Below are 26787 nucleotides of genomic sequence, written 5' to 3' on the forward strand. Positions count from 1 at the left end.
TTGGATAATGACGCTCACACGCGTCCAGATAGACCATCCATCCGCCGACGGCCAGTCCCTGCGCGAACACGACGCACGCCGCTCCTGCATTCAGAAACACTTCGTTACACTCAGCGGCAAATTCTGAAACAGAACTGGTCATACAACGAAGGTGTAGAGAAATGGATGAGGGCTTCACCAGGGAAGGCATCCCGCCGACCATTGAGCCCCGCCCTTCTACGCTCCCATAGGAGGTGCATCATGTCGTTCCGGGCCCTCGCCACCACTGCCGCCATCGCCGCTACCCTCATCCTGTCGGGCACCATCGCCAACGCCGCAGACCCCGGCACGCATTGCGAAAGTCGGATCCAAACGGTGAACGCCATGCTGAACGGCGGCAACCCCAACCTCGGGCGTACCGCCCGCTCTCTGGTCGAGCGCAATGCCGCGATGGGCGCCTACCTGCACGAACAGGGTAAGCATGCGCAGGCGCACGGCTATCTCGACTTCGCCCTCGGCAAGGCTTCCGCGCCGGCCGGCTGAAGCGCCACATCTGCAGGGGGCATCCTCCGGTGCCCCCTGCAACTCCGCCTCGCGCGGCCATTTGGCCCGACCTCATTCATCTGAATTGATGAAGCAGCACGGCGTCCGCCTGCATGGGGCGGTGGCGCCTGCTGCGCCTCCTCATGCAGGGGGGATGCTGTTCATCGCAAGAACTATATGAACATCACCCGAGCCGCATATGAGGATGAGGGTAGGAAGACCGCCTCGTTTGATCCTGATCAACGCCGGAGCGCCGGGACCCTGCTTCACTGCGTGGCAGTCCGAGCGACACACGGTCCCGTCGGACCCAGGAGGATGGAATGGGGGGCATCGGTCGGTTTTTGACGGCTCTTGCAGTGATGGCGGTCCTGCTGCTCGGTGCAGCGGGCAGCGCATCAGCGCATGCCGTCATGACCGATCACGGCGCCGTCCATAACGACGCCCCCTGCACCGACCACGAAGACCAAGGGACGCTGCCCTGTGACTATCCTGATCAGGAGCCTCACCATGCCATGCCCATGGCGGCTCCCTGCTGCCCGAGCCTCGAGGCGCCGGCGCGCATCACGGTGACCCGCGTCACCGTGATGAGCCGCATCATTTGGCACCCGGCCGCAGAGCCCTTGTTGGCAACGCTCCTGATCACGCCCGAACCGCCACCGCCCCGAACCGCCGCCTGACGACCGACCGCGATCTGATGCAACGGATCGCCAACGCAGACGACACCCGTCATCAAAGAAAATCGTCGCATCCCGTGCTTGTCCGGCTCAACCGGAACAGTATGGATGCGGCTGGACAGGCGGAAACCGGAACCATGACCGACACACACCGCACACGCCTGGCGCGCGCACTCCTCACCATGACCGCCGCCCTGCTGATCGGCAGCGGGGCCGCGGCAGCGGTGGAGCCGAACACCGACATCGCCCGCTTCATCGAGACCGCCCGGCGCATGAACCCTGAGGTCGCGGCAACGGCCCTGGAGACCGACGCTGCGACCGTGCGCATCGCGTCCGCCGGAGCGCTCGACGATCCCAAGTTCAAGGTCGAGCTCGAATTGCCGCGTAGCGGTCCCGGCTACCTGCCGCGCTACCGCGCCGGCCAGGAGCTCTATCAGGTCCGCCAGATGTTCCCGCTGTGGGGCAAGCGCGACCTGAAGCAGGAGATCGCCGCAGCGGACAGCCGCAAGGCCGCCACGGCCCAGGCCGAGGTCGCCAACCAAATCGCTTACCGCGTCAAGGTCGCCTACGCCGAGTACCACGCAGCGCATCTCGCGGCCGACGAGACGCGCAAGCTGCTCGGGACCGTCCGGCGTCTGTCCGATCTGGCGCGCGCCCGTTACGCCCAGGGACCAGGCAAGCAACAGGACATCACCGGCGCCAACGCCGAAGCCGGCGCGCTCACTGCCGAACTCGCGCGGATGGATGCCGACCGCCACCGCGCCCAGGTTCGGCTGAACGGTCTGCTGGCCCGCTCGCCCGAGACGCCCTTGCCGGCGAAGCCCCTGCCGCGGCCGGTGCCGCCGCTTGAGACGCTGCCGGCCGACGCGCTGGTAGACCGCGCGCGCTCCGACTTCCCGGCGGTGCGCGCCCAGCTTGCGCAGATCGATTCGGCCGACGGGAGCCGCCGCCTCGCCGAGAAGAATGGCTACCCCGACGTCGAACTGGGCCTTGGCGCCATACGGCGCGACGGCCGCTTCGACGGCTATCAGGCGATGGTCGAGGTCAATATTCCGCTCTATGCCGACCGCCGCCAGGCCGAGCAGCGGGAGGCGGCCTCGATGGCCGGCGCGGCGCGGGCGAAGCTGGAGCAAATCCGCCTCGATGTCGCGACGGACGTGCATGAAGCCTACGCCATGCTGGCCGCCCTCAAGGAGCGCAAGCGCATCGTGCGGGAGATTACCCTGCCGCAGGCGCGCATCGCTCTGGAAGCCGCCACCCGCGGCTATGAACTGTCGCGCGAGGAATTCGCCAACCTCCTGCAGGCGGAGCAGACACTGCGCCGCGCGCTGGTCGAATACGTGAACGTGACATTCGAGGAGCAGGTCCGGCTTGCCGAGATCGAGCGCCTGGTCGGAGGTGAACTGTGAGCCGCTCCCCAGCCCTTCTCGCCGTCCTGATGGCCGGCACCATCGCCGCCGGAACGCCGGCCTTCGCGCAATCTGCCGGTGGAACCGGCCATGCCAGCCATGGCGCTCCCGCCGAGGCACAGTCCGCCGGATCGGGGAAGATCCTGTACTACCGCAACCCCATGGGTCTGTCCGACACATCCCCAGTTCCGAAGAAGGACAGCATGGGGATGGATTACGTGCCAGTCTACGAGGGAAAGGATACTCCGGCGCAGGCGGCCACGCCGGCGCCGAATGCGGCAGGTCCACGCAAGATCCAGTACTACCGCAACCCGATGGGCCTCCCGGACACCTCCCCGGTGCCGAAGAAGGACCCGATGGGCATGGACTACGTGCCCGTCTATGAGGGTGAGGACAGTGCGTCGGGCACCGTCACCATCAGCCCCGACAAGGTCCAGAAGCTTGGCGTGCGCACCGACACGGCGACGCGGCGGGCGATCTCCCGCCAAGTGCGGGCGGTCGGCACCGTGCAGGTGGACGAGCGCCGTCTCTTCATCGTCGCGCCGAAGTTCGAGGCCTGGATCGAGAGACTGCTGGTCGACACCACCGGTGACACGGTCCGCAAGGGCCAGCCGCTGATGGAGGTCTACAGTCCCGAACTGGTCCTGGCCCAGCAGGAATACCTCGTCGCCCGCCAGGGCGGCGCCCAACTCGCCGAGGCATCACTGCAGCGCCTGCGCAACCTCGACGTCCCCGAGGAGGAGATCGAGCGGTTGCGCAAGACTGGCAAGGCGTCGCGGACGCTGAGCTACCGCGCGGCGGCCGACGGCGTGGTGTTGGAAAAGTCGGCCGTGCAGGGCATGCGCTTCATGCCCGGCGAAGCGCTCTACCGCATCGCCGACCTGTCGAACGTCTGGCTGGTCGCCGACGTGTTCGAACAGGACCTCGGCTACGTCAAGCTGGGCCAGGAGGTCGACGTCACCGTCAACTCCCTGCCGGGCAGGACCTTCACCGGCAAGGTCAGCTTCGTCTACCCGACCCTGACGGCCGAGAGTCGCACCGGCAAGGTGCGGGTTGAGTTGCCCAACATTGACGGCCTGCTCAAGCCGAACCTCTACGCCACTGTGCATCTGAATGCCGACCTCGGCGCCATGACTGGGCTGGCCGTGCCGGACTCCGCCTTGCTCGACACCGGCAAACGGCAAGCGGTCCTGGTGGAGATCGGCGAGGGTCGCTACGAGCCGCGGGACGTGAAGGCCGGCGCCCGCGCCGACGGCTTCGTCCAGATCCTGGCCGGGCTGGAGGAAGGCGAGCGCGTGGTGGTGCGCGCGAACTTCCTGATCGACTCCGAAAGCAACCTGCGTGCAGCCCTGAGCGCCTTCGGCGGCGGCGGCGGCCAGCACCAGCACCAATAACGGCGGAGGGCATTGCCATGATCGCCGCCATCATCCGTTGGTCCGCGCGCAACGTCGCGTTGACCCTGATTGGCACGCTGTTCCTCATCGCCGCCGGCGCCTATTCGGTGTCGCGCATCCCGCTCGACGCGCTGCCAGACCTGTCCGATGTGCAGGTCATCCTCTACACCGACTATCCCGGCCAAGCGCCGCAGGTGGTCGAGGACCAGGTCACCTACCCGCTGACCACCGCCATGCTCAGCGTGCCAAAGTCCAAAGTGGTCCGCGGCTTCTCGTTCTTCGGCGCGTCCTTCGTCTACATCATCTTCGAGGACGGCACCGACATCTACTGGGCGCGTTCGCGCGTCCTGGAGTACCTGAACTTCGCCGCGAAACGGCTGCCCAACGGCGTCACCCCGACGCTGGGGCCGGACGCGACCGGCGTGGGCTGGGTCTACCAATACGTCGTGCTCGCCAAGGACCGCACGCTGGCCGAGTTGCGTACGCTGCAGGACTGGTATCTGCGTTACCAGCTGACCAAGGCGGAAGGCGTGTCCGAGGTGGCGAGTGTCGGCGGCTTCGTTCAGCAGTACCAGGTGGTCGTCGACCCCCAGAAGCTTCAGGCCTACGGGGTGCCGCTGGCCAAGATCGCGCAGGCCATCCGCACATCGAACCAGGACGTCGGTGGCCGCGTCGTCGAGATGGCGGAAACTGAGTACGTGGTGCGCGGGCGCGGCTACCTGCGCGGCGCCAAGGACATCGAGGAGATCGTCCTCAAGGTCGATCGCGGCACGCCGATCCTCCTGCGCGACGTGGCGCGGGTCGAGATTGGCCCGGACGAGCGCCGCGGCCTCACAGAACTGAACGGGGAAGGCGAGGTGGTCAGTGGCGTGGCGCTCCAGCGCTATGGCCAGAACGCTCTGAGCGTGATCCAGAACGTCAAGAACAAACTGACCGAGCTGAAGGCCGGCCTGCCGGAGGGCGTCAGCATCGAAAGCGTCTACGATCGCTCCGAGCTCATCCTGCGCGCGGTGGAGAATCTCAAGGGAACGCTGATCGAGGAGAGCGTGATCGTCGCGCTCGTCTGCATCGTCTTCCTGCTGCATGTCCGCAGCGCGCTGGTCGCCATCGTCACGCTGCCGGTCGGTGTGCTGATCGCCGTCATGGTGATGGACGCCATGGGGATGACCTCGAACATCATGAGCCTGGGCGGCATCGCCATCGCCGTCGGCGCCATGGTCGACGCCTCCATCGTGATGATCGAAAACGCCCACAAGCGGCTGGAGCACGCCCCCCCAGGGGCCTCGCGCGTGCAGGTGCTGATCGATGCGGCGGTGGAGGTCGGGCCGGCGTTGTTCTTCAGCCTGCTGGTCATCACCGTTTCCTTCCTGCCAGTCTTCACTCTGGAAGCGCAGGAAGGCCGGCTGTTCAAGCCGCTGGCCTTCACCAAGACCTTTGCCATGGCGGGGGCGGCGTTCCTGTCGATCACGCTGGTGCCGGTGCTGATGATGCTGTTCGTGCGCGGCCGCATCATCCCGGAACGGAAGAACCCGGTGAACCGCCTGCTGATCTGGCTCTACCGGCCGCTGATCAAGCTGGTGCTGCGGGCCAAGATCCCGACGATCCTGATAGCCATCGGCCTGCTCGGTTGGTCGGTGATCCCCGCTTCCCGCCTCGGCAGCGAGTTCATGCCGGCGATCAACGAGGGCACCATCCTCTACATGCCGAGCACTCTGCCTGGCCTGTCGATCACCAAGGCGGCCGAACTGGTGCAGACACAGGACCGCATTCTCAAGAGCTTCCCCGAGGTGGAGTCGGTCTACGGCAAGGCCGGCCGCGCCGCCACGGCCACCGACCCGGCGCCCACCGAGATGTTCGAGACGGTCATCAACCTGAAGCCAAAGTCGGACTGGCGGCCGGGCATGACCTACGACGCCCTGGTGGCGGAGATGGACAAGGCCGTGCAGATGCCCGGCATCTCCAACGCCTGGACGATGCCGTTGCGCGCGCGCATCGACATGCTCTCGACCGGCATCCGCACGCCGATCGGCATCAAGGTATTCGGCAAAGACCTGGAGGAGATGGAACGGCTGGCCCGCGAGATCGAGGCGGTGGTCAAGCAGGTTTCCGGCACCACCAGCGCCTACGCCGAACGCATCGTCGGTGGCTACTACCTGGAGATCGACCCCAACCGCGAGCAGTTGTCCCGCTATGGCCTGACCGTCGGCGACCTGCAGGACACCATCTTGACGGCGTTGGGCGGTGAGATGGTGACGACCACAGTGGAAGGTCGGGAGCGCTTCTCGGTCAACGTCCGCTACCCGCGGGAGCTGCGCAGCAACCCCGACGCCATCGCCAGCCGAATCCTGCTGCACCCCGAGGCCGGTGGCGCCATTCCGCTGGGCCAGCTCGCTTCGGTCCGGCTGACCAAGGGGCCGGCCACCGTGCGAACGGAGAACGCATTGCTGTCGGCCTATATCTACGTCGACATCCGCGACCGCGACATCGGCGGCTACGTCGCCGACGCCCGCAAGGCGGTGGCCGAGCAGGTGCAGATGCCGGCTGGTTACTACGTCACCTGGAGCGGCCAGTTTGAGTACATGGAGCGTGCGGCGGCGAAGCTGAAGATCGTCATCCCGGTGACGATCGCCATCATCTTCCTGCTGATGTACCTGAACTTCCGACGCATCACCGAGACGCTGATCGTCATGCTGTCGCTGCCCTTCGCGCTGGTCGGCGGCGTCTGGTACATGTCCCTGCTCGGCTTCAACCTCTCGGTGGCCGTGGCGGTCGGCTTCATCGCTCTGGCCGGCGTCGCCGCCGAGACGGGCGTGGTGATGCTCATCTACCTCGACCACGCGCTGGCGGACATGAAGCGCCGCCGGGCCGCCGAAGGCCGGGCCATGACGGCGGCCGACCTCTACGAGGCCATCATGGAAGGCGCCGTCGAGCGCGTCCGCCCGAAAATGATGACCGTGGTGGCCATCATGGCCGGCCTGCTGCCGATCATGTGGAGCACCGGCACCGGCTCGGAGGTGATGCAGCGCATCGCCGTGCCGATGATCGGGGGCATGATCTCCTCCACCGTGCTCACCCTGCTGGTCATCCCAGCCATTTATGCCCTGGTCAAGGCGCGCGACGTGGAGCGCCCCGCTCCCGAAGCGCCGCCGTTGTCACCCATTGACCGCACCTCCACCCATCCCACAAAGGAAACCGCCATTGCTTCGTAAGCTTACCGTCGCCGCTCTCCTCACCACCATCAGCATCGCCCCCGCCGCGTGGGCGCAAATGGACCACCCTGGTCATGCCACGCCGGTCGCCCAGCCGGCGGCGGGCACGACCGGGACTGTCAACGCCGTTGATCCGGCGAAGCGCCTAGTCAACCTCAGCCACGGCACCATTGCGGCGCTCAGCTGGCCGGCGATGACCATGGACTTCATGGTCGCCCCGGGTGTGGACCTCAAGCCCGTGAAGCCGGGCGACCCGGTCGCCTTCACCGTCGGAAAGGACGCTGCTGGGATGTACCGCATCGAGACGCTCACGCCGGTGAAATAGGCGCACCCCCTTCGCCCTCGCGCGGGCGCGGCGTCCAGACGCACCGCCCGCGCGAGGGCGCCATGGAGCAGGAGGACCGTCATGACGATGAGAAAGCGCCAAAGGAAGGCGACCGTCCGGTCGCCCTATGCGCACGGTTCGGTGATGCAACGGCTCCGGGGAGCGCGCTGGGGGCTTTTGCTCGGTGTCGGGCTGGTGGGCGTCCACTTGATCGCCGGCTCCGCGCTCTTCGAGAGCACACCGGCCGCAGCCGCGGATCTCACGGTCTGGAAGTCGCCGACCTGCGACTGCTGTGGCAAATGGATCGAGCACATGCGGGCGGCGGGGTTCTCCATCGTTGTCCGCGACGTGGAGGACATGCACCGGATCAGGACCGGGCAGGTGGTTCCCGAGGCGTTGCGGTCCTGCCACACCGCCATGATGGACGGCTATGTCCTGGAAGGACACGTGCCCGCTTCGGACGTGAACCGGTTGCTGACGGAAAAACCTCAGCTGAAAGGGCTGTCGGTGCCAGGCATGCCCGCGAGCGCGCCGGGCATGGACCATCCCGGCCACCCGTACGGTGTCGTCACGTTCGGGAGGACCGGCGGTGGTCTCTATGCGAGCCATTAACGGTGGACACGGGGCAGAGGAGGAGCGCGTGATCGAGCGCAATGCTCACGACACCGCGCCGGGACCCCACCGGGCGGGCCGGGGGCGGGCGCTGACCGGGACCGGCATGGACCTCATCGTGGTCGCCCAGCGGTTTCGCTACGCTGTGGCCCGGTTGCCGCGCGCAACCGCAGGCCTCCGTCCGGCCGGCGTGACGAGCGGGCTCCTGCTGGCCCCCGTGTTGGACGAGATCACTAAGGCGCGCCGACGACGCATCGGATGGCAGGCCATCGCCACTGAGCTTGCGAGGGCTGGCGTGCACAAGCTGAGTGGCGCGCCGTTCACCGCTGCCGATCTCCGCACCTACGCAAACCGGCTGTCCAAACGGCAAAATGGAGGAGGGAGCAAGCCATCGGAACCAGCGTGCGGGCGATGAAAGCCGTTATCCAGCGTCGCCCTGCCCACCATCCCGTCAGGTTGGAAAGACAGGTTTGCCAATTTGGCATAACCCACAACCCGGCGCTGAACACCGGCGACCAGAAACACGGGGAGGGAAGCTCATGAGAGGACGTCCGACCTCCGGCCGCGTGCTCATCTACAGCCACGACACGTTCGGGCTCGGCCACCTGCGCCGCTGCCGCGCCATCGCCCACGCGCTGGTCGAACGGTACAGCAACCTGTCCGTGCTGATCCTGTCCGGCTCGCCCATCGTCGGCAGCTTCGACTTCCGCGCGCGGGTGGACTTCGTGCGCATTCCCGGCGTGATCAAACTGCGCAACGGGGAATACACCGCGCTGAACCTGCACCTGGACATCGCTGAGCTCCTCGCCATGCGGGCCTCGCTAATCCGCCACACGGCGGAGGTCTACCAGCCCGACCTGTTCATCGTGGACAAGGAACCGCTCGGCCTGCGCGGCGAGGTGCGCGAGACGCTGCACGACCTAAAGCAGCGCGGTGTGCCGCAGGTGCTGGGCCTGCGCGACGTGATGGACGAACCGGCCCTGCTCGCCCCGGAGTGGGAGCGCAAAAAGGTCCTCCCGGCGCTGGAAAGCCTTTACGACGAGATCTGGGTCTACGGCCTGCCGCAGGTCTGCGACCCGCTGGAGGGAATCGACGTGCCCCAGTCGGTGCGCAACAAGATGGTCTACACCGGCTACCTGCACCGCACCGTGCCTGCCGCCGTGCCGCACGGGCCGGGCCTGCCGGAGGAGCCTTACATCCTGGTCACCGCCGGCGGCGGCGGCGACGGGGAGGCGCTGGTGGACTGGGTGCTGCGCGCCTACGAGAGCGACCCGGGCATCCCCTACCGCGCCCTGCTGGTCTTTGGTCCCTTCATGCAGCCGGATTTGCAGGCGGAGTTCCTGGCCCGCGCCGAGGTCCTACCGAAGGTCGAGACCACCGCCTTCGAGACGCGGATCGAGCGGCTGATGCAGGGGGCGGTGGGGGTGGTCGCCATGGGCGGCTACAACACCTTCTGCGAGATCCTGTCCTTCGACAAGAAGGCGCTGATCGTTCCACGCGAGACACCGCGGCGCGAGCAGACCATCCGCGCGGCCCGCGCGGAGGAGATGGGGCTCGTCTCCGTGCTGATGGACGACGGCGTGCGCGACGCCAGGGCCATGGCGACGGCGCTGCGCCGGCTGCCCTGGCAGCCCGCCCCGTCCTCCGTCACCGTGCCGGGCCTGCTCGACGGGCTGGAGAGCGTCAACCGCCTCGCCGGCCGGCACCTGCCGGTGCAGCCGGTGGCCGAACAGCTGGCCAACGTCGCGTCCGAACGCAGGATGGCCGCCGGGGAGTGGGCATGACCGTCGCGGCGTTCGTCCCATGTCCGTTGCGGTCATCGTCAAAGGCTGGCCGCGCCTGTCGGAAACCTTCATCGCGCAGGAGATCCTGGGGCTGGAGCGGCGTGGACTGCGTCAAGTCATCGTCAGCCTGCGCCAACCGACCGATAAGGCGGTCCACGATCTGAACCGGCTCATCACGGCCCCCGTGACCCACCTGCCCGAATACCTGCACCAGGCAGCGTGGTGCAGGGATGCGGGAATGGCGGCGGCTTGCGGATTGGCGTAGATACCGCGTCTCGTTCATGTCCACCACCGCCACCGACCAATGCCGTTCAAGGGATGCGAGTAGCAGCGGAACAGAAAACCTAGGTAAGGGGTATTATTGGCATCTGGAGCTTTTGCCTGAGGCACGGTCGGAGTTTGCCCTAGGCGAAGATCCTTGCTTGCTCTGCCACTACACTGCCGCCTGATATCCCCGATCACTGTTGCTCGCGCACCCAAAGGCGGCTCATATGGATGGCCAGCTTTTCCGGGTCGATGCGGAGGGCGTGCGCTACTGCCTGCACCTCACTCAAATTTCCAGACCACCGTCCGGACAGCCACTCCGTAGGCACGTTGCCTTCAGCACCAGGGAACGCCGCCAGAGCCGCCAGCAGCTGTGTGAGCGATGAAGCCGTTTCGAACTCTATATAATGGGAAGTGGTGTCAGGCGTTGGTCTGAAACCCCGCTTTTTTAGTAGCCAAGTCGCAGCTTCGGCCCAATTGACCACCACCTTGCCGTCTTCACGGTGGGATGCCAGTTCTTTGGCACTCAGGGCATTTCGAACGGCGCCCTCTCTCATATCGGCCAGTAGCGCCAGTTCTCGGACGGAAAACACGGCGGTTGATCGCTGGTTCGGGTCCGATAGCTTTTGCCGAGCCCGGAACATGTCCAGCACTTGGGTCGTCAGTGGGTCCTCGGGCCAGGCCGCGGGCTCGCCGTAAGCATTGGTCCGTGGAACCAAATCGATGAAAGACGCCAAAGCCGATTCCTCAAAGTCCCCACTGGGCTCCAGGGCGCACAACCCCATGGCGAAGTCGTACATGAGCAACAAGGGCATACCGTTCCCAAACTGGGTCAGGTCGACCTTTTCCGGCTGATCGTCTGCATAATCCCCTTCGGCCGGGAAGCCCGCGAAAGCAACGGCGGCATCCTCCCCTTTCAGTCGGGCGAGGTGGTCAGCGATCAGGAGAATTCCTTGCTGCAACTCGCGAACATAGTCTTCGCGGCGGATCATTACGGCTGTCTCCTCAGGCGGTAAATAGGCGAGCAAAGTGGAACTTCAACCGGTTGACGGCGGGGTCTCGAAGGCCCTTGGAGGGATGAAGGACGATGAATGCCTCGACGTTGCCTGATAGGTACGGCAGCGACAAGGCGCTGTGGCCGAAGTAAACGGCTTGGCTGCTGCCATTCGGCCCCAGGATGGTTTCGCCTTGTGTCACGACACGAGCCTTGTGGGCACCAAGGAAAGCATCGTAGGCGGCCTTGCCGCCAAACAAGATGGCGCGAGGGCCAATATAGCTGATCAGCCGAGCCAGATGCGGAGCGGTTTCCTTGGCGGCTACAGGAACACGGATGCCCAGGCTTTGCATGTTGGGGGACCGGCGCCAGATCACATTGCTGCCCTGCACGGTCCGAATTCCCTCGGGCGATGAAACACCCAGCGTTAGCTGAAGCAGGCGACCGATGTTCTGCGATGTCGGCCCATAGCCCTCGATGTACTCGCTGCCGCCCGCGGCGACGTCGACCAATTTAAAATTGTCGGCGGAGCCGCCCGGATTGAGGCCGAGGACCATCAGAGGGCAAGGGCAAATGGGAGAATAGTTGATCGAGTAATCGGCCCTGTTGTTGAGGCCGGTCGCGGCTCGCCATTGCGTATCAAGATCGGCGAGAAATTGATTGGCTGCAGGCAGGAGTGAGCGATCCAATGAGAACATGATGGGGGGCCTCGAATGTGAGTGGGTGCCGTCTTTCCGGGCTGTCACGCTTCACCCTGCGTTCGGGAAAAGGTCACCGCCCAAGGTGAAGGCAGTCCTCTTTGCTGACGTTTCTTGCGCGACTATCAGCTGCGCGCCAGGCGCTACCACCGCCATGCCGTAATGATATAATTCATATCATATTCAGCGGTCAACAAGAATATGATTACGGTGTTATCATGAATATCATGACGGCCGAGTGTCCAGATGACCCGTACAGCAAGCGAGCGTCATCGCCTTCTCAATGTAATTTTAGGGTATACCCATACGATACGGCGTCGTGAGACAATTCTCAGCGTCTCATTTGGATGGATTTCGCCTGAGTGAGACGTTACCGTTTGCTGGTTTAGAAGCAAACGAGACGATTCATGGCGATCTACGGCTACGCCCGCGCCTCCACGCTGGATCAGGACGTGGCGATCCAGGAGGAGGCGCTTCGCCAAGCCGGCTGCGAAGTCATCCGCTCTGAGAAGGCGAGTGGCACGACCCGTACCGGCCGGTCGGAGCTCGCCTTGCTCCTCCAGTTCCTACGCCCCGGTGACACGCTGGTGGTCACCCGCGTCGATCGCCTGGCACGCTCGATCAAGGATCTCCAGGACATCGTGCATGAGCTGCGCGCCAAGGGGGTCGCCCTGAAGGCGACCGAACAGCCCATCGACACCACAACCTCGGCCGGCAAGGCATTTCTCGACATGCTCGGCGTGTTCGCCGAGTTCGAAACCAACCTGCGCCGGGAGCGCCAGATGGAGGGCATCTCGCGCGCCAAGGCCAAGGGAGTCTACAAGGGCCGCAAGCCATCGATCGACCCGGCGGAGGTCTGGCGCTTGCGGACCGAAGAGAAGCTGGGACCAACCGCCATCGCCCAGCGACTCGGGATCGGGCGCGCGTCCGTCTATCGGGTGCTCGCTGGTGCCGACCGACCCTGATGCCGGTCAGCTTTCTCACCCCGGAACAAGAAGGGCGGTACGGCCAGTTTCCGGCCGAAGTGTCTGCCGAGCAGTTGGCCCGGTTCTTCCACCTTGATGACGCAGATCGCGTGTTCATATTGGCGCACCGCGGCACCCACATGCGGCTTGGTTGCGCCGTTCAGCTCGGCACGGTGCGGTTTCTCGGAACGTTCCTTGAAGATCCAGGCAAGGTACCGCCGGGTGTCATCGGCTTCCTTGGCGACCAACTTGGCGTGCCAGTCAACGGAGCGCTCGATGCGTACCGGGCCAGCCAATGGCGTTGGCGTCACCCGGTTGAAATCCGCAAACGCTATGGCTACCGGGATTTTTCGGACTCCGCCGCGCAATGGCGCCTCCAGCGATGGCTCTACGCGCTGTGCTGGACGGGGACAGACCGGCCGACGGCCCTGTTCGACCAAGCGACGGCCTGGCTGGTAACGCACAAAGTGCTGCTGCCGGGGGCGAGCGTGCTCGAACGGACCGTCGCGCGGGTGCGGTCTCGTGCCAACAGCCGCCTGTGGCGCCTGCTGGCGGCCCGGATCACGCCCGAGCAGAAGGCGCGGCTTGACGCTCTGCTGGTGGTGCCGGAGGGTGGGCGACAGAGCCCGATGGACCGGCTCCGCTCGGGGCCGACCCTGCAAAGCACCAACGAATTGGTGCGCGCGATTGAGCGCCTCGACGAGGTACGGCACCTCGTGGCTGGTCTACCGCTCACCAGCCATCTGCCGAAAGTCCGCATCATGTCTTTGGCGCGGTTCGCCGGCGTCGCCAAGGCCCAGGCGGTCGCCCGGTTGCCGGACGAGCGCCGCGCCGCCACCCTGCTGGCGTTCATTCGGACGCTTGAGGCGAGCGCGCAGGACGATGTGCTCGACCTGTTCGACCTGCTCGTCACCCGGATGTTCGTCGATGCCGTCCGTAAGGGCCGGGAGGCGCGGTTGCGCAGCCTGGGCGACCTTGACGCTGCCGCCCGCATCCTGAGCAGGGTCTGTGCTTTGGTGCTCGACGGTGATGTTGGCGACAGTGATCTGCGAACCGCCGTTTTCGGGGCTGTGCCGCAAGCCGCCCTGGAAGCCGCCGTGGCTCAAGTGGACAGCCTGACCAAGCCGCCGGACGATCCCTATCTCGACGAACTTATGGCGCAGCACCGCCGCATCCGGCGTTTCCTACCGCACTTCGTGCGTGTGGTCGGCTTGGGCGCCATGCCGACTGGCCGGCCTGTGCTGAAGGCTCTGCACCACCTCCGGACGGTTGGGGAGGGCAATGCACGCGGTGCGCCGTGGCCCACGGAGTTCGTGCCGAAGTCTTGGGAACGCCGGGTGATCCGGAACGGCGTCCTTGACCGGCGCGCCTGGACCCTGTGTCTGGTCGATCGGCTGCGCGGCGCGCTCCGTCGCCGCGACGTGTTTGCGACGCCAAGTCTGCGCTTTGCCGACCCCCGCATCGGCCTGCTCGACGGCGCCGCTTGGGAGGCCGCGCGGCCAACCGTCTGCCGCACGCTGGGAAAGTCGCAGAATGCGGGTGAAGAGATCGATCAACTGACCGAGCGGCTCGATCAGGCGTTCCGAACGGTGACCGACAACCTTCCTCAAAATGCCGGCATCCGCCTCGAACGGAATGGCACCGACGAGGACCTGGTGCTGACCGGCCTCGACCGCCTCGACGAGCCGGCCAGCCTCGTTGCTCTGCGGGAGGCCGTGACAGCGCGCCTGCCGCGTGTCGATCTACCGGAATTGCTGCTGGAAATCGATGCCCGGACCGGCTTCGCTGGCGCCTTCACCCATGCCAGCGAAGCCGAGGCGCGGGCGCAGGATCTGCCGACGACGCTGTGTGCCATGCTGCTGGCCGAGGCATGCAACACCGGCCTGGAACCGCTGGTGCGCCCGGACCTGCCGGCGCTCCGGCGGTCGCGCCTGAGCTGGGTTCGGCAGAATTATCTGCGGGCAGAAACCCTGACCCTGGCCAATGCCCGCCTTGTCGCCGCCCAGAACGGCATCGACTTGGCGCGGCGGTGGGGCGGCGGCGATGTCGCCTCCGCCGACGGGCTGCGCTTCGTGGTACCGGTGCGCACCATCCACGCCGGCCCCAACCCGAAGTACTTCGGCTCCGAACGCGGCGTCACCTACTATAACCTCGTGTCCGACCAGTTCACCGGCCTGAACGCCATTACCGTGCCCGGCACTCTGCGCGACAGCCTGGTGCTGCTGAGCGTCGTGTTGGAACAGGAGACCGATCTGGAGCCGACCGAGATCATGACCGACACCGGCGCCTACACGGACGTGATCTTCGGCATCTTTTGGCTGCTCGGCTACCAGTTCAGCCCGCGGATCGCCGATGTCGGCGGCGCCCGATTCTGGCGGACTGATCCGGCGGCCGACTACGGCCCCCTCGACAAGCTGGCCGCGCACAAGGTGAGGACGGGCCTCATCGCCGAGCATTGGGACGATCTGTTGCGCCTGGCCGGCTCGCTCAAGCTGGGCCTCGTGCAGGCCGGCGGGCTGATGCGGACGCTCCAGACGAACGACCGGCCAACCCGGCTGGCACGGGCGCTGGAGGAACTGGGCCGAATCATCAAGACGCTCTATCTGCTGGCCTACATCGACGACGAAGCCTATCGCCGCCGCATCCTCACCCAGCTCAACCGAGGTGAGGGCCGCCACCAACTCGCCCGCGTCGTCTTCCATGGCAAGCGGGGCGAACTGCGTCAGCGCTACCGGGAAGGTCAGGAGGACCAGCTCGGCGCCCTTGGTCTGGTCGTCAACGCCATCATCCTGTGGAACACGATTTACATGGACGCCGCGCTTGACCAACTGCGAATGGAAGGTTTCGACGTTCGCAACGAGGACGTGGCCCGCCTGTCGCCGCTCGCCCATGAGCACATCAACATGCTTGGCCGTTACGCCTTCACCCTGCCCGAGCCAGTGGCTCGGGGTGAACTGCGGCCACTGCGCAGTCCGGTGGCCTTGGCCTATGAGGACGCCTGAATGGTAACGCCGTCAGCCAGCATCCGCCGCGGCCTTACCTAGGTTTTCTGTTCCGCTGCTACTCGGCCCCCAACATCCATGCCGACACTCTCAGCATCTTCTGGTGCCGGTACGAAGGTGCATCGCCAAGTTGCCGTTGAACGGATTGCCGGAGCCGAAGAAGGCGGGGGACAACTCGGCATGACGACGTCAGCCGGTCGCCGTCACGAGGAACGCCGCCTGCTCCGCTTCTCGGCCAGCGCGGTGACGATCGAATCGAGATCATGGAGGACGCGCACCCCGGGCAACGGCGGCACCCGGCCCATGCCGGCCCCGCCCGCCCAGAGATCGACTTCGGGCGGAAGGCTGTCGCGCAAGGACCGCAGCAGCGGAGCCGTCGTGCGGGCGGGATGGGCCAGGCTGAACGACAGGTTCTGTCAGCCTTTGCGCCATCTTGTCCGGCGTAGGGCTGACGTAGAGGATCACCTCTCCTTTGGAGGTGACCGATGCGCTGTCCACACTGCTCTTCGACCGCAACGACGGGCCGTTCGGATCGGACGGCCCACGGCTACCGTCGCTTCCGCTACCACGAATGTGGGCGCGGCTTCAACGAGCGCACCGGCTCGGTGCTGAACCGGCTGCAGTTGTCTTCCGACGTCGTCTTCCTGATCGTGCTGTGGCGGCTTCGGTTCAAGCTGAGCTTGCGCGATCTCGCCGAAATCCTGCTCTTGCGCGGCTTGGTCTTTTCCCATGAGGCGGTGCGCGACTGGGAGGCCAAGTTGGCGCCGCTGCTGGCGGACGCCCTGCGCCAGCGCCGTCGAGGAAAGGTTGGGCGGAGCTGGTACGTGGACGAGACGTATCTCAAAGTCGCCGGTCAGTGGCAGTACCTGTACCGAGCCATCGACAGCGACGGCAACCTGGTCGACGTCTATCTCAGCGCCACCCACAACCAAGTCGCTGCCGAAGCGTTCTTCCGCTCGGCGATCGAGGTGACTGGGATCATTCCCGAGACGATCACCACCGACAAGCATTCCGGCTACCCGCCGGCCCTCGACGAGGTGTTCGGAGACGACGTCGAACACCGCACATCAAAATTCAAGAATAATCATCTGGAGCAAGATCACCGTGGGGTCAAAGGCCGCACGCGGCCGATGCGCGGCTTCAAGTCCCCGATCAGCGCCGCCCGCTTCTGCCGGGCTCACGATGAGGTGCGCAGCTTCCTGCGCCCGGCGACCCGGCGCAAGCAGCACATCCCCGCGGCGCGCCGACGGGCAATCCATGTCCAGCGCGTCGCCGCCCTCCGCGACATGATCGCTGTCGCGTAACCCAAGTCCACGAATTCTGGGCGGCGCCATGCCCTCATTCACGTTGTGGCGCGAGATCTGACGCAACCCTTCAGCGCGCCGAAGAGCACACAGGCCCTCTCAGACACCACGTCCTGGGGCACGATCGCTGGGTCGGGCGCCTTCGGGACGCAAACCCGCCCCCAACCGGGGCGGCCGGCACGATGAGACCATGGAAGTTGCCCTCGAAACGCCGGGCGGCGTGGCTGGTGGTGGCCGACCTGGAGACGATCGACGCTGCCGAGCAACGGTTCGTCGATGCCCTGCTCATCCGTTCCGAGGGACTCACCAGGGTCATCGAGTTGGCCCGTGCGTTCAGCACCATGGTGCGCCGTCAGCAGGCGGGCCGGTTGGATGAATGGTTAGCCGCGGCGAAGGAAACCGCCTTGGCTGGGTTTGCCGATGGGCTCGCGCGTGATCTCGCGGCGATCCGCACGGCGCTGTCGCTTCCGTGGAGCACCGGGCCGGTAGAGGGGCAAATCAGCCGATTGAAGACCATCAAGCGAACCATGTGCGGCCGCGCCAAGTTCGATCTGCTGCGTCACCGGGTCCTGGAGGCGGCTTGAACGGCAGCGCTCCAGCCACGCGGTTGCACCGAAAACGCGGAAGGACCAGTTCGGGATGTCGTTTGACACGATTGCGCTGACCAAGGCGTTCAGCAGGGTGCGTGCGAGCTTCAGCCCCGACCAGCGGTTGCGGTAGAGCACGCGGTGAAATGCGGCGAAGCTGGGTTCGCCGGCCAGACCGAGGGTGCGCAGCAGGTTGGCGACGGTGCGGGGACCAACCGCCAGCACCGCACCGACCGCGAGCGCCGCCAACGTGGAGCGGGTGCGCCCCGAGAAGGCATCCAGATAGGGCCACAGCCAAGCGACGAAAGTCGGAGGAAGGGGGACGGCGAGCTGTGCCATGGGGCACCTGTAGTGTCGTCGGACGTTGACCAGCCAACAACCTTTCGCCGGCCGTATTGCGACGCCCGCGCAGGACAGGACGAGCGTCCCAAAATGCGCAAAGTCGAAGATCACTTTCGTGTAGTGACCCCCAGAAGGTGATTCGTTCAAAAAATGGGGCCGGAGGGCATAAGGCCACTCCGACCCATAGGCAATCCCGACCAAGCTTGGTCGAAATCGACGTGCTCAACAGAGAGCACGTCTTCCCGCCCCGCCGCGGTGGGATGGAGAGGAGCGCGGCGGCGCGAAGCCGAAGGAGAAGAAAAAGGCCAGGACGTCAGTTGGCCTTCTTTCAGAGCACGAGGCTCCCAAAAGGCAAACTCCCAGAAGCCAACCTCTTAGAAGGCCAGATCCGTGCGGATGATGAAGATGTCGCCCTTGTCGCTGTTGGCGGCGACGTCGGAGCTGAGCTTGAAGTGGTTGTATTCCGGAGCGACGCTGAAGCCCGGAGCGACGACATACTTGGCGCCGACGGTGATCAACTCGAACTTGCTGCGGCCGCGCACCGTCAGGTCGCCGGCGTCCTTGGCGTTCAGGTAGCCGACGCCGACGGTGGTGGGACCGAAGGTGTACTGCGCGCCGGCCGTCCACACATCCTGCTTCTCGCGGCTGACGATGCCGGCGGTGCCGGCCTTGGCATAGCCGCTGTCGCCCGACCAGGCATAGCTGCCGCCGATCTTGAACCCGGCATAGGCCAGCGTCAGGCCCGCATGGGTGGAGGACAGGTCGTCGAAGCTCGCCGCCGGGGTGGTGGTGGGGTTCTTGGCCTCACCGCCCAGGTAGAACAGGCTGCCGTTGATCGCCACGCCGCCGAAGTTGTTGGTGTAGGTGCCGCCGACTTCATAGACATCGCGATAGGCGCCGGTGCGGTTGGCCGACGCCAGCGCCAGCTTGGAGCGGTTGATGTCGGTGTTGCTGCTGTCCGACGCCGGCTGGTACGACGCGCCGAGCTTGAAGCCGGCGATTTCCGGCGTCCAGTAGGTGGCGCGGGTGGCGCTGTTGCCGGAGATCAGCGCGCGGATGTTGCCGATGGTGACCGGCGCATTGGCGGCGCTGTTGCCGAGCCAGGAGGGGAAGGAGCCGTCGACGCCGCCGGTGCCCCAGTCGGACGGGGCGATGATGCCGCTGTCGTCGCTGGGGCCGTTCTCGACGCCGAGATGGACGGTGCCGAAGCTGCCGTTGACGAAGATGAAGGCGCGGTCGTTGGTGACGGTGCGGGCGTTGTTGGTGCCGTTCTCCGCCAGCAGGCGGATGCGGGCGCCGTATTCCAGCCCGTTGTCGGCCTTGGCCTTGGGCGTCACCAGCAGGCGCAGGCGGTTGCGGAACTCGGTGGAGCGCAGGCCGGCGTCACGGTCCTGGTCGACATAGCCGGCTTCGAAATAGGCATCGCCGCCGACGACGATGTCGAACTTCGACTGGGCGGAGGCCGAGCCGGCCGCCATGACGGAGGCGAGCGAAAGGGTGGCTGCACCGAGCAGCAGAGCGGATCTCACCATCAGGATTTCCTCAGCAAAAGGGTTCTTTTTTGCCAGCTGGCCATCGCAAAAATGGCCGCCAGCATTGGTTACCAGCGCAACTACAGTGTCTGAAGAGGAAACAATATCCAGTAGCGCGCTTTGAGCATTATGATCATGGCAGCGAACTATACATGAGTCAGTTTAAATAAAAGCCGTAATTAGCGTTCGGTAATAATCATACTTCGGCAGTGATAAAGGAAGACCAATTTTGAACCATAAACAGTATAAAATTTATTCTGAAGAGCTCAGGCTCTGCCTGAACATCACTTGGAAGAAATCTCGCTCGAACAGATTCAAGCGAGATTCCTTGCTTCATTCAAGCTTGTGGCGCAGCCCCCTCCCATGCCCTCTGCAGCAGGGCTCGAATAGGCTGCCGCTCGATCGGCCGAGGATTCCAATAGGGGTTCGAAAGGGCGATATCGCACGCATGGTCGAGGTCCGACTCCTTCAAACCGATGTCCTTCAACGACGTCGGTGCTCCGAGACGCTGCGCCAAACGTTGAATGCCGAGCGGCGCGTCGGTCACGTGGATAGCGGCGCCGATCTTCTCCATCGCTTCGGGAGCCGCCGGCGCGTTGTAAGCGAGCGCATGCGGCAGCACAATCGTGTGTGTTTCCGCATGGGGCAAGTTGAAGCTTCCTCCAAGAGTATGGCAAAGCTTGTGGTGCAGGGCCATTCCGACATGGCCAAGGACAGTGCCGCACAGCCAAGCGCCGTAGAGGCATTGGGCGCGGGAATCCACATCGGCACCATCGTTGGTCAAGCCTAGAAGACCCCCCGCAAGAGCCCGGATCCCTTCCACTGCCATCAACGACATGACGGGATTTCCATCCCTCGCATAGAGCCCTTCAGCCGCATGTGCGATCGCATTCATGCCGCTGACGACCGACATGCCGACTGGCAAGCTGGCGGTCAGGCGCGGATCATAAATCACTGTCTTGGGCAGGACACGCAGGTCCTTGCCAGTCCTCTTCACACCTGCTTCCGTAATGCCGTAGACCGGGGTCATCTCCGAGCCGGCATAGGTCGTCGGTACCGCAAGGATCGGGATGGACGATTCCAGTGCGATTGCTTTACCCAGGCCGATCGTTGACCCTCCGCCGACGGCTACGGCGCAGTCGGCGCCGACAGCCTTGGCATGCTCCCGCGCTTTGCGAGCGACCTCGATGGGCACGTGCATCTCTGCGCCGTCGTAAACGCCCGCGCTAGCCTCGCCCAAAAGGGCCGCCACGCTTTCCGCCTGCTGGCGTTGTGGCGGCGTACATAGGACGATAGCACGCTTGCAGCCGAGCATCTCAACTTCTTGTCTGATCGAGTTGAGGCTGCCTACCGCGAAGATCACACGGGAGGGCTGAGCGATATACGTGAAATCGAACATAGGGGATCCTTTGTACTTCCCGGAATGGTTGGCCGGAACGGCTGAACCAAACATTCAAGTGTAGTCGACCTGGTACCGAGCGATGCGCCGATCTCCAAGTTCCTGCTTCACACGGAGGTGCTCAGCATGGGTCGCATAGGCATCAAGAGCTTCTTGGCTCTCGAACTCAGTATAAAGGACGACGTCACAGGCGTAGTCAACGCCGCTGGTATCCAGCCCAACCTCCAGTTTATTCAGGCCAGGGATACGGCCGATAAGCCCTTCAAAACGGCTCTTCACAAAATCGGCGGACTCAGCCTTCTCCTGAGGAGTGTCTCCCCGCACTTTCCACATGACAATGTGCTTTATCATTCTCGAGCTCCTATTAGTCCTTGTTTTTCTGGTACATATCGACGAAGACCGCCGCGAGCAGAACGAGCCCCTTGATCATCTGTTGGTAGTCGACGCCAATGCCCATGATCGACATGCCGTTGTTGAGCACACCCATGATGAAGGCACCGGCGATGACGCCGAGGACCGTGCCAACACCGCCGGAAGCCGAGGCACCACCAATGAACACGGCGGCGATGACATCAAGTTCGAAGCCGAACCCCGAGCGGGGCGTTGCACTGTTCAGCCGTGCGGCGAAGATCATCCCGGCGATGGCAGCAAGCACGCCCATATTGACGAAGGCCAAGAACACAATTCTTTGAGTGTTCACGCCAGACAGTCTGGCGGCCTTAAGATTACCGCCAACGGCGTAAATACGGCGGCCAAACACCGATTTGTTCATGATGATCGTATAGACGACGATCAGAACGCTCATGGTGATCAGGACGGTCGGAATGCCGCGGTAATTGGCAAGGATGTAGCAGAAGTAGACGATCAGACCGGCAAATGCGCCATTCTTCAGGAGAAAGACAGCTGTTGACGGCGCATCCCCATTCCTCGACAGCACGCGGCGCCGGGTCCGGTACTCGATCAGGAAGAAAGCCGCCGCAACCAGAACACCGGCCAGCAGAGAGGTCACACGCAGTGAGCCAACCTGCAACGGATCAGCCATGAATCCGGAACTGATCCAACTGAACGACGCGGGGAACGGGCCGATCGATTGTCCACCCGAGACGGCGATCGTGGCGCCGCGGAACACGAGCATTCCTGCCAAGGTCACGATGAAGGACGGCATCTTCCAGTAGGCGACACAATATCCCTGCATGGCACCAATGAGCGCGCCGCAAGCCAGGCAGAGAAGGACCGCGCTGAAGATGTCCAGATGCATCTGCACGATGAGCACGCCGGCCAGAGCCCCGACCACGCCGACGATTGAGCCGACGGAAAGGTCGATGTGGCCGCTGACGATTACCATCAACATGCCCAAGGCCATGATGACGATATAGCTGTTCTGGAGCAGAAGATTGGTGACGTTGAGCGGCTGCAGAAGTGAGCCATTGGTCGCGATCTGGAAAAACGCGACAATGACCACGAGGGCAACGAGCAGCCCATACTCCTTCATCACCCGTTTGACCGGCAGCAGGGCGGTGTCGCGCCAGCCCGGATGCGTCGTCGCCGTTTCACTCATGGTTCCAACCTCCCTAATTCACTAGTGCCTGGTTTGTCATGATGGCCCCCATGATCCGCTCCTGGGTGGCCTCCGCCGCTGTAAACTCACCGACAAAGCGCCCTTCGTTCATCACGTAGATGCGGTCGCAGGTACCCAGCAGCTCCGGCAGTTCCGAAGAGATCATCAAGACGCATTTGCCGGCGGCGACGGCATCATTGACGATGCTGTAGATTTCGTACTTGGCGCCGACATCAATTCCCCGGGTCGGCTCATCGAGGATCAGGACCTCGGGATCGGTGAAAAGCCACTTGCTCAACACAACCTTTTGCTGGTTTCCACCAGACAGGTTCGCGACCTTCTGTAGGACGTCGTGGCTTCGGATTCTCAGCTTCTCGCGGAAGTCCCTGGCCACATCGAGCACCGAGTGATCGTCGATCATGAATCCAAAGCTGGACACCGCCTTCAGATTGGCGAGTGCGATGTTCCGGGCGATGCTATCGCCAAGGACCAACCCGGCTCCCTTGCGGTCCTCAGTCACATAGGCCAAGCCATGGCCGATGGATTTCGCAACCGTGGAGGTATCGATTTCCCGGCCATTGAGATGGACTGTGCCGCCGATGTGCCGACCGAAAAGTCGGCCGAAGACGCTCAACGCCAGCTCGGTACGGCCAGCTCCCATCAAACCTGAGATGCCGACGACTTCGCCGCGACGAACCTTCAAATTAACGGACCGGATGGCCTCACGGTCGTGATGCGACGGATCGATGACACGCCAATTACGAATCTCGAACATGGTCTCGCCAAGCTTCGGTTCGCGCCGAGGGTACCGATCGGCAAGCTCGCGATTGACCATCGCCTTAACGATCCGAGCTTCGGACACTTCGTCGACTGCGTAGCGCATCACATCAACGGTGCTGCCGTCGCGAATGACGGTGATGGCGTCCGCAACCCGTGAGATCTCGTTCAGCTTGTGCGAGATGATGATCGACGTCACCCCCTTGGCCTTCAACTCGAGCATCAAATTGAGCAGGGTGTCGCTGTCTCGTTCGTTCAGGCTCGCGGTTGGCTCATCGAGGATCATCAGCTTGACGTCCTTCGCGAGAGCTTTCGCGATCTCGATCAGTTGCTGCTTTCCAACGCCGAGGTCACCAACCAGCGTCTCCGGCGGCTCGGAAAGCCCCACACGATCCAGCAGCACACGCGCCGCATCATGTGCCGCCGTCCAATCTATCAAGCCCCCTTTCGACTTCTCGTTGCCGAGAAACAGATTCTCGGTGATCGACAGCATCGGCGCCAAGGCGAGTTCCTGATGGATGATGCAGATTCCAGCGTGCTCGCTGTCACGCAGGTTTCGGAAACGCCGTTCTTCACCGCCAAACAGGATCCGGCCGCCATAGGAGCCATGGGGGTAAACGCCGCTCAAAATGTTCATCAGCGTCGACTTACCGGCGCCGTTCTCGCCGCAGATGGCGTGAATTTCGCCTTTGCGGACATGGAGATTGACATTTCTAAGGGCCTTGACCGGACCGAAGCTCTTCTCGATCCCCTGCATGTCGAGGATAACGCTTGAGTGCATCGTCATTGCGCAATCCTCGGCATCCAGTCTGGTGCTAGGGACCTGTTTCATAGCGGCTTGTTTCATCGGGTTCCTCGCCTTATCGACGTTCCAACGTTGACGGTGCCCAACTGTGGGCACCGTCCGTCGTCTTAGGGCCTCACTCAATGGCGGCGATAACTCAAAGGTTATTATCTTTGGATCCGCTCGCCAGTCCTATCAACCTAGGACAGTCACTTTACAAGGTAAACAGCTCACAAGACAAACAGCCAAGGCATGAAGAGGGCATTACTTGAGTTGATCTTCGCTGTAGTACTTCGCCTTCAAGAAAAGCTCGTTCTTCCAGTTCGACTTGTCGACAAGCACCGGGGTGAGCAACTGAGTCGGGATAACCTTGATACCATTGTTGTAAGAGGTGTTGTCGTTCACCTTGACCGGCGCACCGGCCAGCACAGCGTCCACCATATCTGCGGCGGCAAAGGCCAGAGCTCTGGTGTCCTTGAACACGGTTGAGGTCTGATTGCCTTGAATGATCGCCTTGACGTTGGGCAGTTCGGCGTCCTGTCCGGTGATCACCGGCATCGCTGATCCACCGCTGCCGTAGCCGATCCCGCGCAGCGAGGACGTCACACCCGTTGCGATCGCATCGTTCATTGCCAACACGGCATCGAGATGAGTATTAGCGTAAAAGGAGCTCAGAATGTTGTCCATGCGGGACTGGGCAACGGCGCCGTCCCAGTTCAGGGTCGACGTCTGTTCCAGCGTCACCTGACCACTGCGCACGACCAGCTTCCCACTATCGATGTAGGGCTTCAGCTGGGACATGACGCCGTCGTAGACGACATGAGCATTGTTGTCGTCAAGCGAGCCGCTGAAAATCTCCAGGGTGAACGGCCCTTTGCCCTGCGCCAAGCCGAGTTTCTCGACGATGTCCTTGCCCTGCAGCACGCCGGTCTGCCGGTTGTCGAAAGTCGCATAATAATCGACGTTCGGGCTGTTGCGAATCAGCCGGTCGTAGGAAATTACGGGGATGTTCATGGACTTCGCAAGCTGGAGCGTATCAGTCATTGTCGTGCCGTCAATCGGTGCGACGACAAGAACCTTCACGCCCTTAACAAGCATATTTTCGACTTGGGAGAGCTGGGTCTGCACCTCGTACTGTGCATACTGGAGATCGACGTCGTAGCCCTTGTCCTTCAGGCTCTGGGCAAGATTGCTGCCGTCGGACACCCAGCGCGCCTCGGTCTTGTTCGGCAGTGAAACGCCAATCAAGCCCTTGCCTGCGGCCATGACGCCGCTGGAGGCCACCATCGAACCAGCGAGGACGCAGGCGGTCAGGATCTTGGATAGGGCACCCATAGTGATTTCCTCCGTAATTTTCTGTTGCTTGGCGGATGTCAGAGCAGGTCAGGAGTTGATCTCAGCCTGTACTTGCACGCTACTTTGGTAAATCCGGCAGGGTTTGACGAATGAAGGTTTCGTCTAAACAGCAAGCGGGAGTTTACATCTCATGTCTTTCAAAGGGTCCCGCGGTTTCCCGCGGGACCAATCGACCATCACCTGGTCAGGCTGACTTCGGCGCCATCTTTTTGTGACGAAGCAAAGAGAGCCTCGAGCACGATGTTGATGTTATGGGCCTGGGTCGCCGGCACGTTGGACGGTGCACCGCTTCGCAGGGCCTCTGCAAACGCCCTGGCTTCTCGGTCAAAGTAAACAGGGTTTCCAATTTCTGCGATCTCGGGCGAGTACACGGTCTTACGGACTGCCCAAATCTCAGGAAAGCTGGTCTCGTTCCATTCAGTCCAGCCTTCCTGATGCCCGTTCTTTCCGCTGTCGTAGATCTTGTACGATGCAGGAAGCGGGCGCGAGTGCATGACGCCTTCTGTACCATAAGCGGTGATATCCCAGCTCTCGGTCCAGGGCAGGGGATCCCACGCCATGAAGTCGATGGTGACGATCTTGTCGTCATAGTTGAGGATTGCGCCGGCAGCATCCTCGCGCGAGGAGGCGTCGAACACCGCAGGGAACTTGGTGATCCTTGCGTTGACCGAGTTCGGCATACCGAAATGCAGCAGAATACGGTCGATGGTATGGCAGCCGATGACAAACATTGCGCCGCCAATGTCACCCGGACGACGCATGTGGTCGGTGCCGGCCTCGCCGTGCGAGCAGCCGGCATGAGCGCGCACCTGGAGCACCTTGCCGAGCCGGCCAGCCTTGAGCACCTCCTGCATCTTATCGACCGACGGAGCATAGCGCCAACAATAGCCGACCTGGAACAAGCCGCCTGTCCGCTCGACCGTCTCGACAATCCGCGCCGTGTCGCTCGATCCCCGTCCGGCGGGCTTCTCGCAAAGAACCGCCTTGCCGGCTTCCAAGGCCTCAATTGCCCAGTCAGCCATCAGATGGCTTTTTGGGTGGATGAGTACCGCGTGCACATCCGGGTCAGCAAGGATGTCTGCTTTGCTCCGACTTTCGAGCCCCAACGCGTCGACGAACGGGGTCAGCAGGGGGCTCTCGTCATACGCTCCCAGGAACCTGGTGTTCGCCATCCGCTGGAAGGCTCTGACCCGACCCGAGGTGTGCGGATGCGTGATCCCCAGACAGGCAATGCCCAGGGTTTTGTCGATGCCAAGGGAATAGCTCATCATCGCCTCTCACATTCCATACCAATCG

Annotated in this window: 23 protein-coding genes and 1 pseudogene; 14 read left to right on the plus strand and 10 right to left on the minus strand. The window is 63.5% G+C overall.

The features are described from left to right. Nucleotides 1-240 precede the first annotated feature (240 nt). The 10 genes from FZ938_RS25815 to FZ938_RS25860 all read left to right on the plus strand — a co-directional run bounded on the left by FZ938_RS25815 (nucleotide 241) and on the right by FZ938_RS25860 (nucleotide 10194). Nucleotides 241-522, plus strand: a complete 282-nt coding sequence (locus FZ938_RS25815) for a hypothetical protein (protein WP_149201209.1) — start codon at nucleotides 241-243, stop codon at nucleotides 520-522. A gap of 320 nt (nucleotides 523-842) precedes the next feature. Beyond that, nucleotides 843-1199, plus strand: coding sequence for a hypothetical protein (locus FZ938_RS25820; RefSeq protein ID WP_109153189.1), 357 nt, complete (start codon nucleotides 843-845; stop codon nucleotides 1197-1199). Nucleotides 1200-1333: 134 nt separating this feature from the next. Next, the gene (locus tag FZ938_RS25825) at nucleotides 1334-2605 is read left to right on the plus strand and encodes a TolC family protein (protein WP_174757577.1); all 1272 of its coding nucleotides are present in this window, start codon (nucleotides 1334-1336) and stop codon (nucleotides 2603-2605) included. Next, on the plus strand, nucleotides 2602-3999 hold the full coding sequence (locus tag FZ938_RS25830; RefSeq protein ID WP_246458207.1) for an efflux RND transporter periplasmic adaptor subunit: 1398 nt from the start codon (nucleotides 2602-2604) through the stop codon (nucleotides 3997-3999). The genes FZ938_RS25825 and FZ938_RS25830 overlap by 4 nt, the downstream gene beginning before the upstream one ends. A 17-nt stretch (nucleotides 4000-4016) precedes the next feature. Then, nucleotides 4017-7208 carry an efflux RND transporter permease subunit gene (locus tag FZ938_RS25835; RefSeq protein WP_109153191.1) on the plus strand — a complete coding sequence of 1064 codons (3192 nt, stop codon included), beginning with the start codon at nucleotides 4017-4019 and terminating at the stop codon, nucleotides 7206-7208. Further along, on the plus strand, nucleotides 7198-7533 hold the full coding sequence (locus FZ938_RS25840; protein ID WP_158282460.1) for a copper-binding protein: 336 nt from the start codon (nucleotides 7198-7200) through the stop codon (nucleotides 7531-7533). Before FZ938_RS25835 ends, FZ938_RS25840 begins: the two co-directional genes overlap by 11 nt. Before the next feature lie 81 nt (nucleotides 7534-7614). Then, a complete protein-coding gene (locus FZ938_RS25845; RefSeq protein WP_246458209.1) occupies nucleotides 7615-8145 on the plus strand; it encodes a DUF411 domain-containing protein in 531 nt (176 codons plus the stop codon). Between the two features lie 28 nt (nucleotides 8146-8173). Continuing rightward, nucleotides 8174-8560, plus strand: coding sequence for a hypothetical protein (locus FZ938_RS25850; protein WP_136706029.1), 387 nt, complete (start codon nucleotides 8174-8176; stop codon nucleotides 8558-8560). A 124-nt stretch (nucleotides 8561-8684) separates the two neighbouring features. Then, nucleotides 8685-9929, plus strand: a complete 1245-nt coding sequence (locus tag FZ938_RS25855; RefSeq protein ID WP_109153193.1) for a glycosyltransferase family protein — start codon at nucleotides 8685-8687, stop codon at nucleotides 9927-9929. A gap of 19 nt (nucleotides 9930-9948) precedes the next feature. Next, nucleotides 9949-10194 (plus strand): hypothetical protein, encoded by a 246-nt coding sequence (locus FZ938_RS25860; RefSeq protein ID WP_199230950.1) that lies wholly within the window; start codon nucleotides 9949-9951, stop codon nucleotides 10192-10194. Nucleotides 10195-10387: 193 nt separating this feature from the next. Here the strand turns inward: FZ938_RS25860 and FZ938_RS25865 are convergent, their stop codons facing one another. Then, nucleotides 10388-11185 (minus strand): hypothetical protein, encoded by a 798-nt coding sequence (locus tag FZ938_RS25865; RefSeq protein WP_109153194.1) that lies wholly within the window; start codon nucleotides 11183-11185, stop codon nucleotides 10388-10390. A 13-nt stretch (nucleotides 11186-11198) separates the two neighbouring features. Further along, a complete protein-coding gene (locus tag FZ938_RS25870) occupies nucleotides 11199-11885 on the minus strand; it encodes a uracil-DNA glycosylase family protein (RefSeq protein ID WP_109153195.1) in 687 nt (228 codons plus the stop codon). Between the two features lie 407 nt (nucleotides 11886-12292). Here FZ938_RS25870 and FZ938_RS25875 point away from each other — a divergent pair, with 407 nt between their 5' ends. Further along, entirely contained in the window at nucleotides 12293-12850 is a 558-nt protein-coding gene (locus FZ938_RS25875) for a recombinase family protein (protein ID WP_098736704.1), read from the plus strand. Further along, a complete protein-coding gene (locus FZ938_RS25880; protein WP_098736705.1) occupies nucleotides 12850-15852 on the plus strand; it encodes a Tn3 family transposase in 3003 nt (1000 codons plus the stop codon). The genes FZ938_RS25875 and FZ938_RS25880 overlap by 1 nt, the downstream gene beginning before the upstream one ends. Nucleotides 15853-16055: 203 nt before the next feature. Here the strand turns inward: FZ938_RS25880 and FZ938_RS30720 are convergent, their stop codons facing one another. After that, nucleotides 16056-16208, minus strand: coding sequence for a hypothetical protein (locus tag FZ938_RS30720; protein ID WP_174757563.1), 153 nt, complete (start codon nucleotides 16206-16208; stop codon nucleotides 16056-16058). 129 nt (nucleotides 16209-16337) lie between these two features. On the opposite strand from FZ938_RS30720, the gene FZ938_RS25885 reads away from it, so the two are divergent. Beyond that, a complete protein-coding gene (locus FZ938_RS25885) occupies nucleotides 16338-17156 on the plus strand; it encodes an IS6 family transposase (RefSeq protein ID WP_149201211.1) in 819 nt (272 codons plus the stop codon). A 128-nt stretch (nucleotides 17157-17284) separates the two neighbouring features. Then, a pseudogene (locus FZ938_RS25890) lies at nucleotides 17285-17740 on the plus strand (transposase); the annotation flags it as partial. A 719-nt stretch (nucleotides 17741-18459) separates the two neighbouring features. Here FZ938_RS25890 and FZ938_RS25895 read toward each other — a convergent pair. The 7 genes from FZ938_RS25895 to FZ938_RS25925 all read right to left on the minus strand — a co-directional run bounded on the left by FZ938_RS25895 (nucleotide 18460) and on the right by FZ938_RS25925 (nucleotide 26762). Further along, nucleotides 18460-19617, minus strand: a complete 1158-nt coding sequence (locus tag FZ938_RS25895) for a porin (RefSeq protein WP_149201212.1) — start codon at nucleotides 19615-19617, stop codon at nucleotides 18460-18462. A gap of 337 nt (nucleotides 19618-19954) precedes the next feature. Further along, nucleotides 19955-21016: a maleylacetate reductase gene (locus FZ938_RS25900; protein ID WP_149201213.1), complete on the minus strand. Its 1062-nt coding sequence runs from the start codon at nucleotides 21014-21016 to the stop codon at nucleotides 19955-19957. A gap of 54 nt (nucleotides 21017-21070) precedes the next feature. Then, the gene (locus FZ938_RS25905) at nucleotides 21071-21367 is read right to left on the minus strand and encodes a Dabb family protein (protein WP_149201214.1); all 297 of its coding nucleotides are present in this window, start codon (nucleotides 21365-21367) and stop codon (nucleotides 21071-21073) included. 13 nt (nucleotides 21368-21380) lie between these two features. Beyond that, a complete protein-coding gene (gene mmsB / locus FZ938_RS25910; RefSeq protein ID WP_149201215.1) occupies nucleotides 21381-22574 on the minus strand; it encodes a multiple monosaccharide ABC transporter permease in 1194 nt (397 codons plus the stop codon). Nucleotides 22575-22587: 13 nt separating this feature from the next. After that, the gene (gene mmsA, locus FZ938_RS25915) at nucleotides 22588-24198 is read right to left on the minus strand and encodes a multiple monosaccharide ABC transporter ATP-binding protein (RefSeq protein WP_425529380.1); all 1611 of its coding nucleotides are present in this window, start codon (nucleotides 24196-24198) and stop codon (nucleotides 22588-22590) included. Nucleotides 24199-24399: 201 nt separating this feature from the next. Continuing rightward, nucleotides 24400-25470 carry a multiple monosaccharide ABC transporter substrate-binding protein gene (gene chvE, locus FZ938_RS25920; protein WP_149201216.1) on the minus strand — a complete coding sequence of 357 codons (1071 nt, stop codon included), beginning with the start codon at nucleotides 25468-25470 and terminating at the stop codon, nucleotides 24400-24402. 197 nt (nucleotides 25471-25667) lie between these two features. After that, nucleotides 25668-26762, minus strand: coding sequence for a Gfo/Idh/MocA family protein (locus FZ938_RS25925; protein ID WP_211101167.1), 1095 nt, complete (start codon nucleotides 26760-26762; stop codon nucleotides 25668-25670). Nucleotides 26763-26787: the final 25 nt, after the last annotated feature.

The sequence above is a fragment of the Azospirillum oryzae genome, assembly GCF_008364795.1.
Classification (GTDB): domain Bacteria; phylum Pseudomonadota; class Alphaproteobacteria; order Azospirillales; family Azospirillaceae; genus Azospirillum; species Azospirillum oryzae.

What these genes read in the sequence shown, in the direction of transcription:
- FZ938_RS25815 (WP_149201209.1), top strand. Translation starts at nt 241, where the DNA reads ATGTCGTTCCGGGCCCTCGCCACCACTGCCGCCATCGCCGCTACCCTC.
- FZ938_RS25820 (WP_109153189.1), top strand. Translation starts at nt 843, where the DNA reads ATGGGGGGCATCGGTCGGTTTTTGACGGCTCTTGCAGTGATGGCGGTC.
- FZ938_RS25825 (WP_174757577.1), top strand. Translation starts at nt 1,334, where the DNA reads ATGACCGACACACACCGCACACGCCTGGCGCGCGCACTCCTCACCATG.
- FZ938_RS25835 (WP_109153191.1), top strand. Translation starts at nt 4,017, where the DNA reads ATGATCGCCGCCATCATCCGTTGGTCCGCGCGCAACGTCGCGTTGACC.
- FZ938_RS25845 (WP_246458209.1), top strand. Translation starts at nt 7,615, where the DNA reads ATGACGATGAGAAAGCGCCAAAGGAAGGCGACCGTCCGGTCGCCCTAT.
- FZ938_RS25855 (WP_109153193.1), top strand. Translation starts at nt 8,685, where the DNA reads ATGAGAGGACGTCCGACCTCCGGCCGCGTGCTCATCTACAGCCACGAC.
- FZ938_RS25860 (WP_199230950.1), top strand. Translation starts at nt 9,949, where the DNA reads ATGTCCGTTGCGGTCATCGTCAAAGGCTGGCCGCGCCTGTCGGAAACC.
- FZ938_RS25865 (WP_109153194.1), bottom strand. Translation starts at nt 11,185, where the DNA reads ATGATCCGCCGCGAAGACTATGTTCGCGAGTTGCAGCAAGGAATTCTC.
- FZ938_RS25870 (WP_109153195.1), bottom strand. Translation starts at nt 11,885, where the DNA reads ATGTTCTCATTGGATCGCTCACTCCTGCCTGCAGCCAATCAATTTCTC.
- FZ938_RS25875 (WP_098736704.1), top strand. Translation starts at nt 12,293, where the DNA reads ATGGCGATCTACGGCTACGCCCGCGCCTCCACGCTGGATCAGGACGTG.
- FZ938_RS25880 (WP_098736705.1), top strand. Translation starts at nt 12,850, where the DNA reads ATGCCGGTCAGCTTTCTCACCCCGGAACAAGAAGGGCGGTACGGCCAG.
- FZ938_RS25885 (WP_149201211.1), top strand. Translation starts at nt 16,338, where the DNA reads ATGCGCTGTCCACACTGCTCTTCGACCGCAACGACGGGCCGTTCGGAT.
- FZ938_RS25895 (WP_149201212.1), bottom strand. Translation starts at nt 19,617, where the DNA reads ATGGTGAGATCCGCTCTGCTGCTCGGTGCAGCCACCCTTTCGCTCGCC.
- FZ938_RS25900 (WP_149201213.1), bottom strand. Translation starts at nt 21,016, where the DNA reads ATGTTCGATTTCACGTATATCGCTCAGCCCTCCCGTGTGATCTTCGCG.
- FZ938_RS25905 (WP_149201214.1), bottom strand. Translation starts at nt 21,367, where the DNA reads ATGATAAAGCACATTGTCATGTGGAAAGTGCGGGGAGACACTCCTCAG.
- mmsB (WP_149201215.1), bottom strand. Translation starts at nt 22,574, where the DNA reads ATGAGTGAAACGGCGACGACGCATCCGGGCTGGCGCGACACCGCCCTG.
- mmsA (WP_425529380.1), bottom strand. Translation starts at nt 24,198, where the DNA reads ATGAAACAAGCCGCTATGAAACAGGTCCCTAGCACCAGACTGGATGCC.
- chvE (WP_149201216.1), bottom strand. Translation starts at nt 25,470, where the DNA reads ATGGGTGCCCTATCCAAGATCCTGACCGCCTGCGTCCTCGCTGGTTCG.
- FZ938_RS25925 (WP_211101167.1), bottom strand. Translation starts at nt 26,762, where the DNA reads ATGATGAGCTATTCCCTTGGCATCGACAAAACCCTGGGCATTGCCTGT.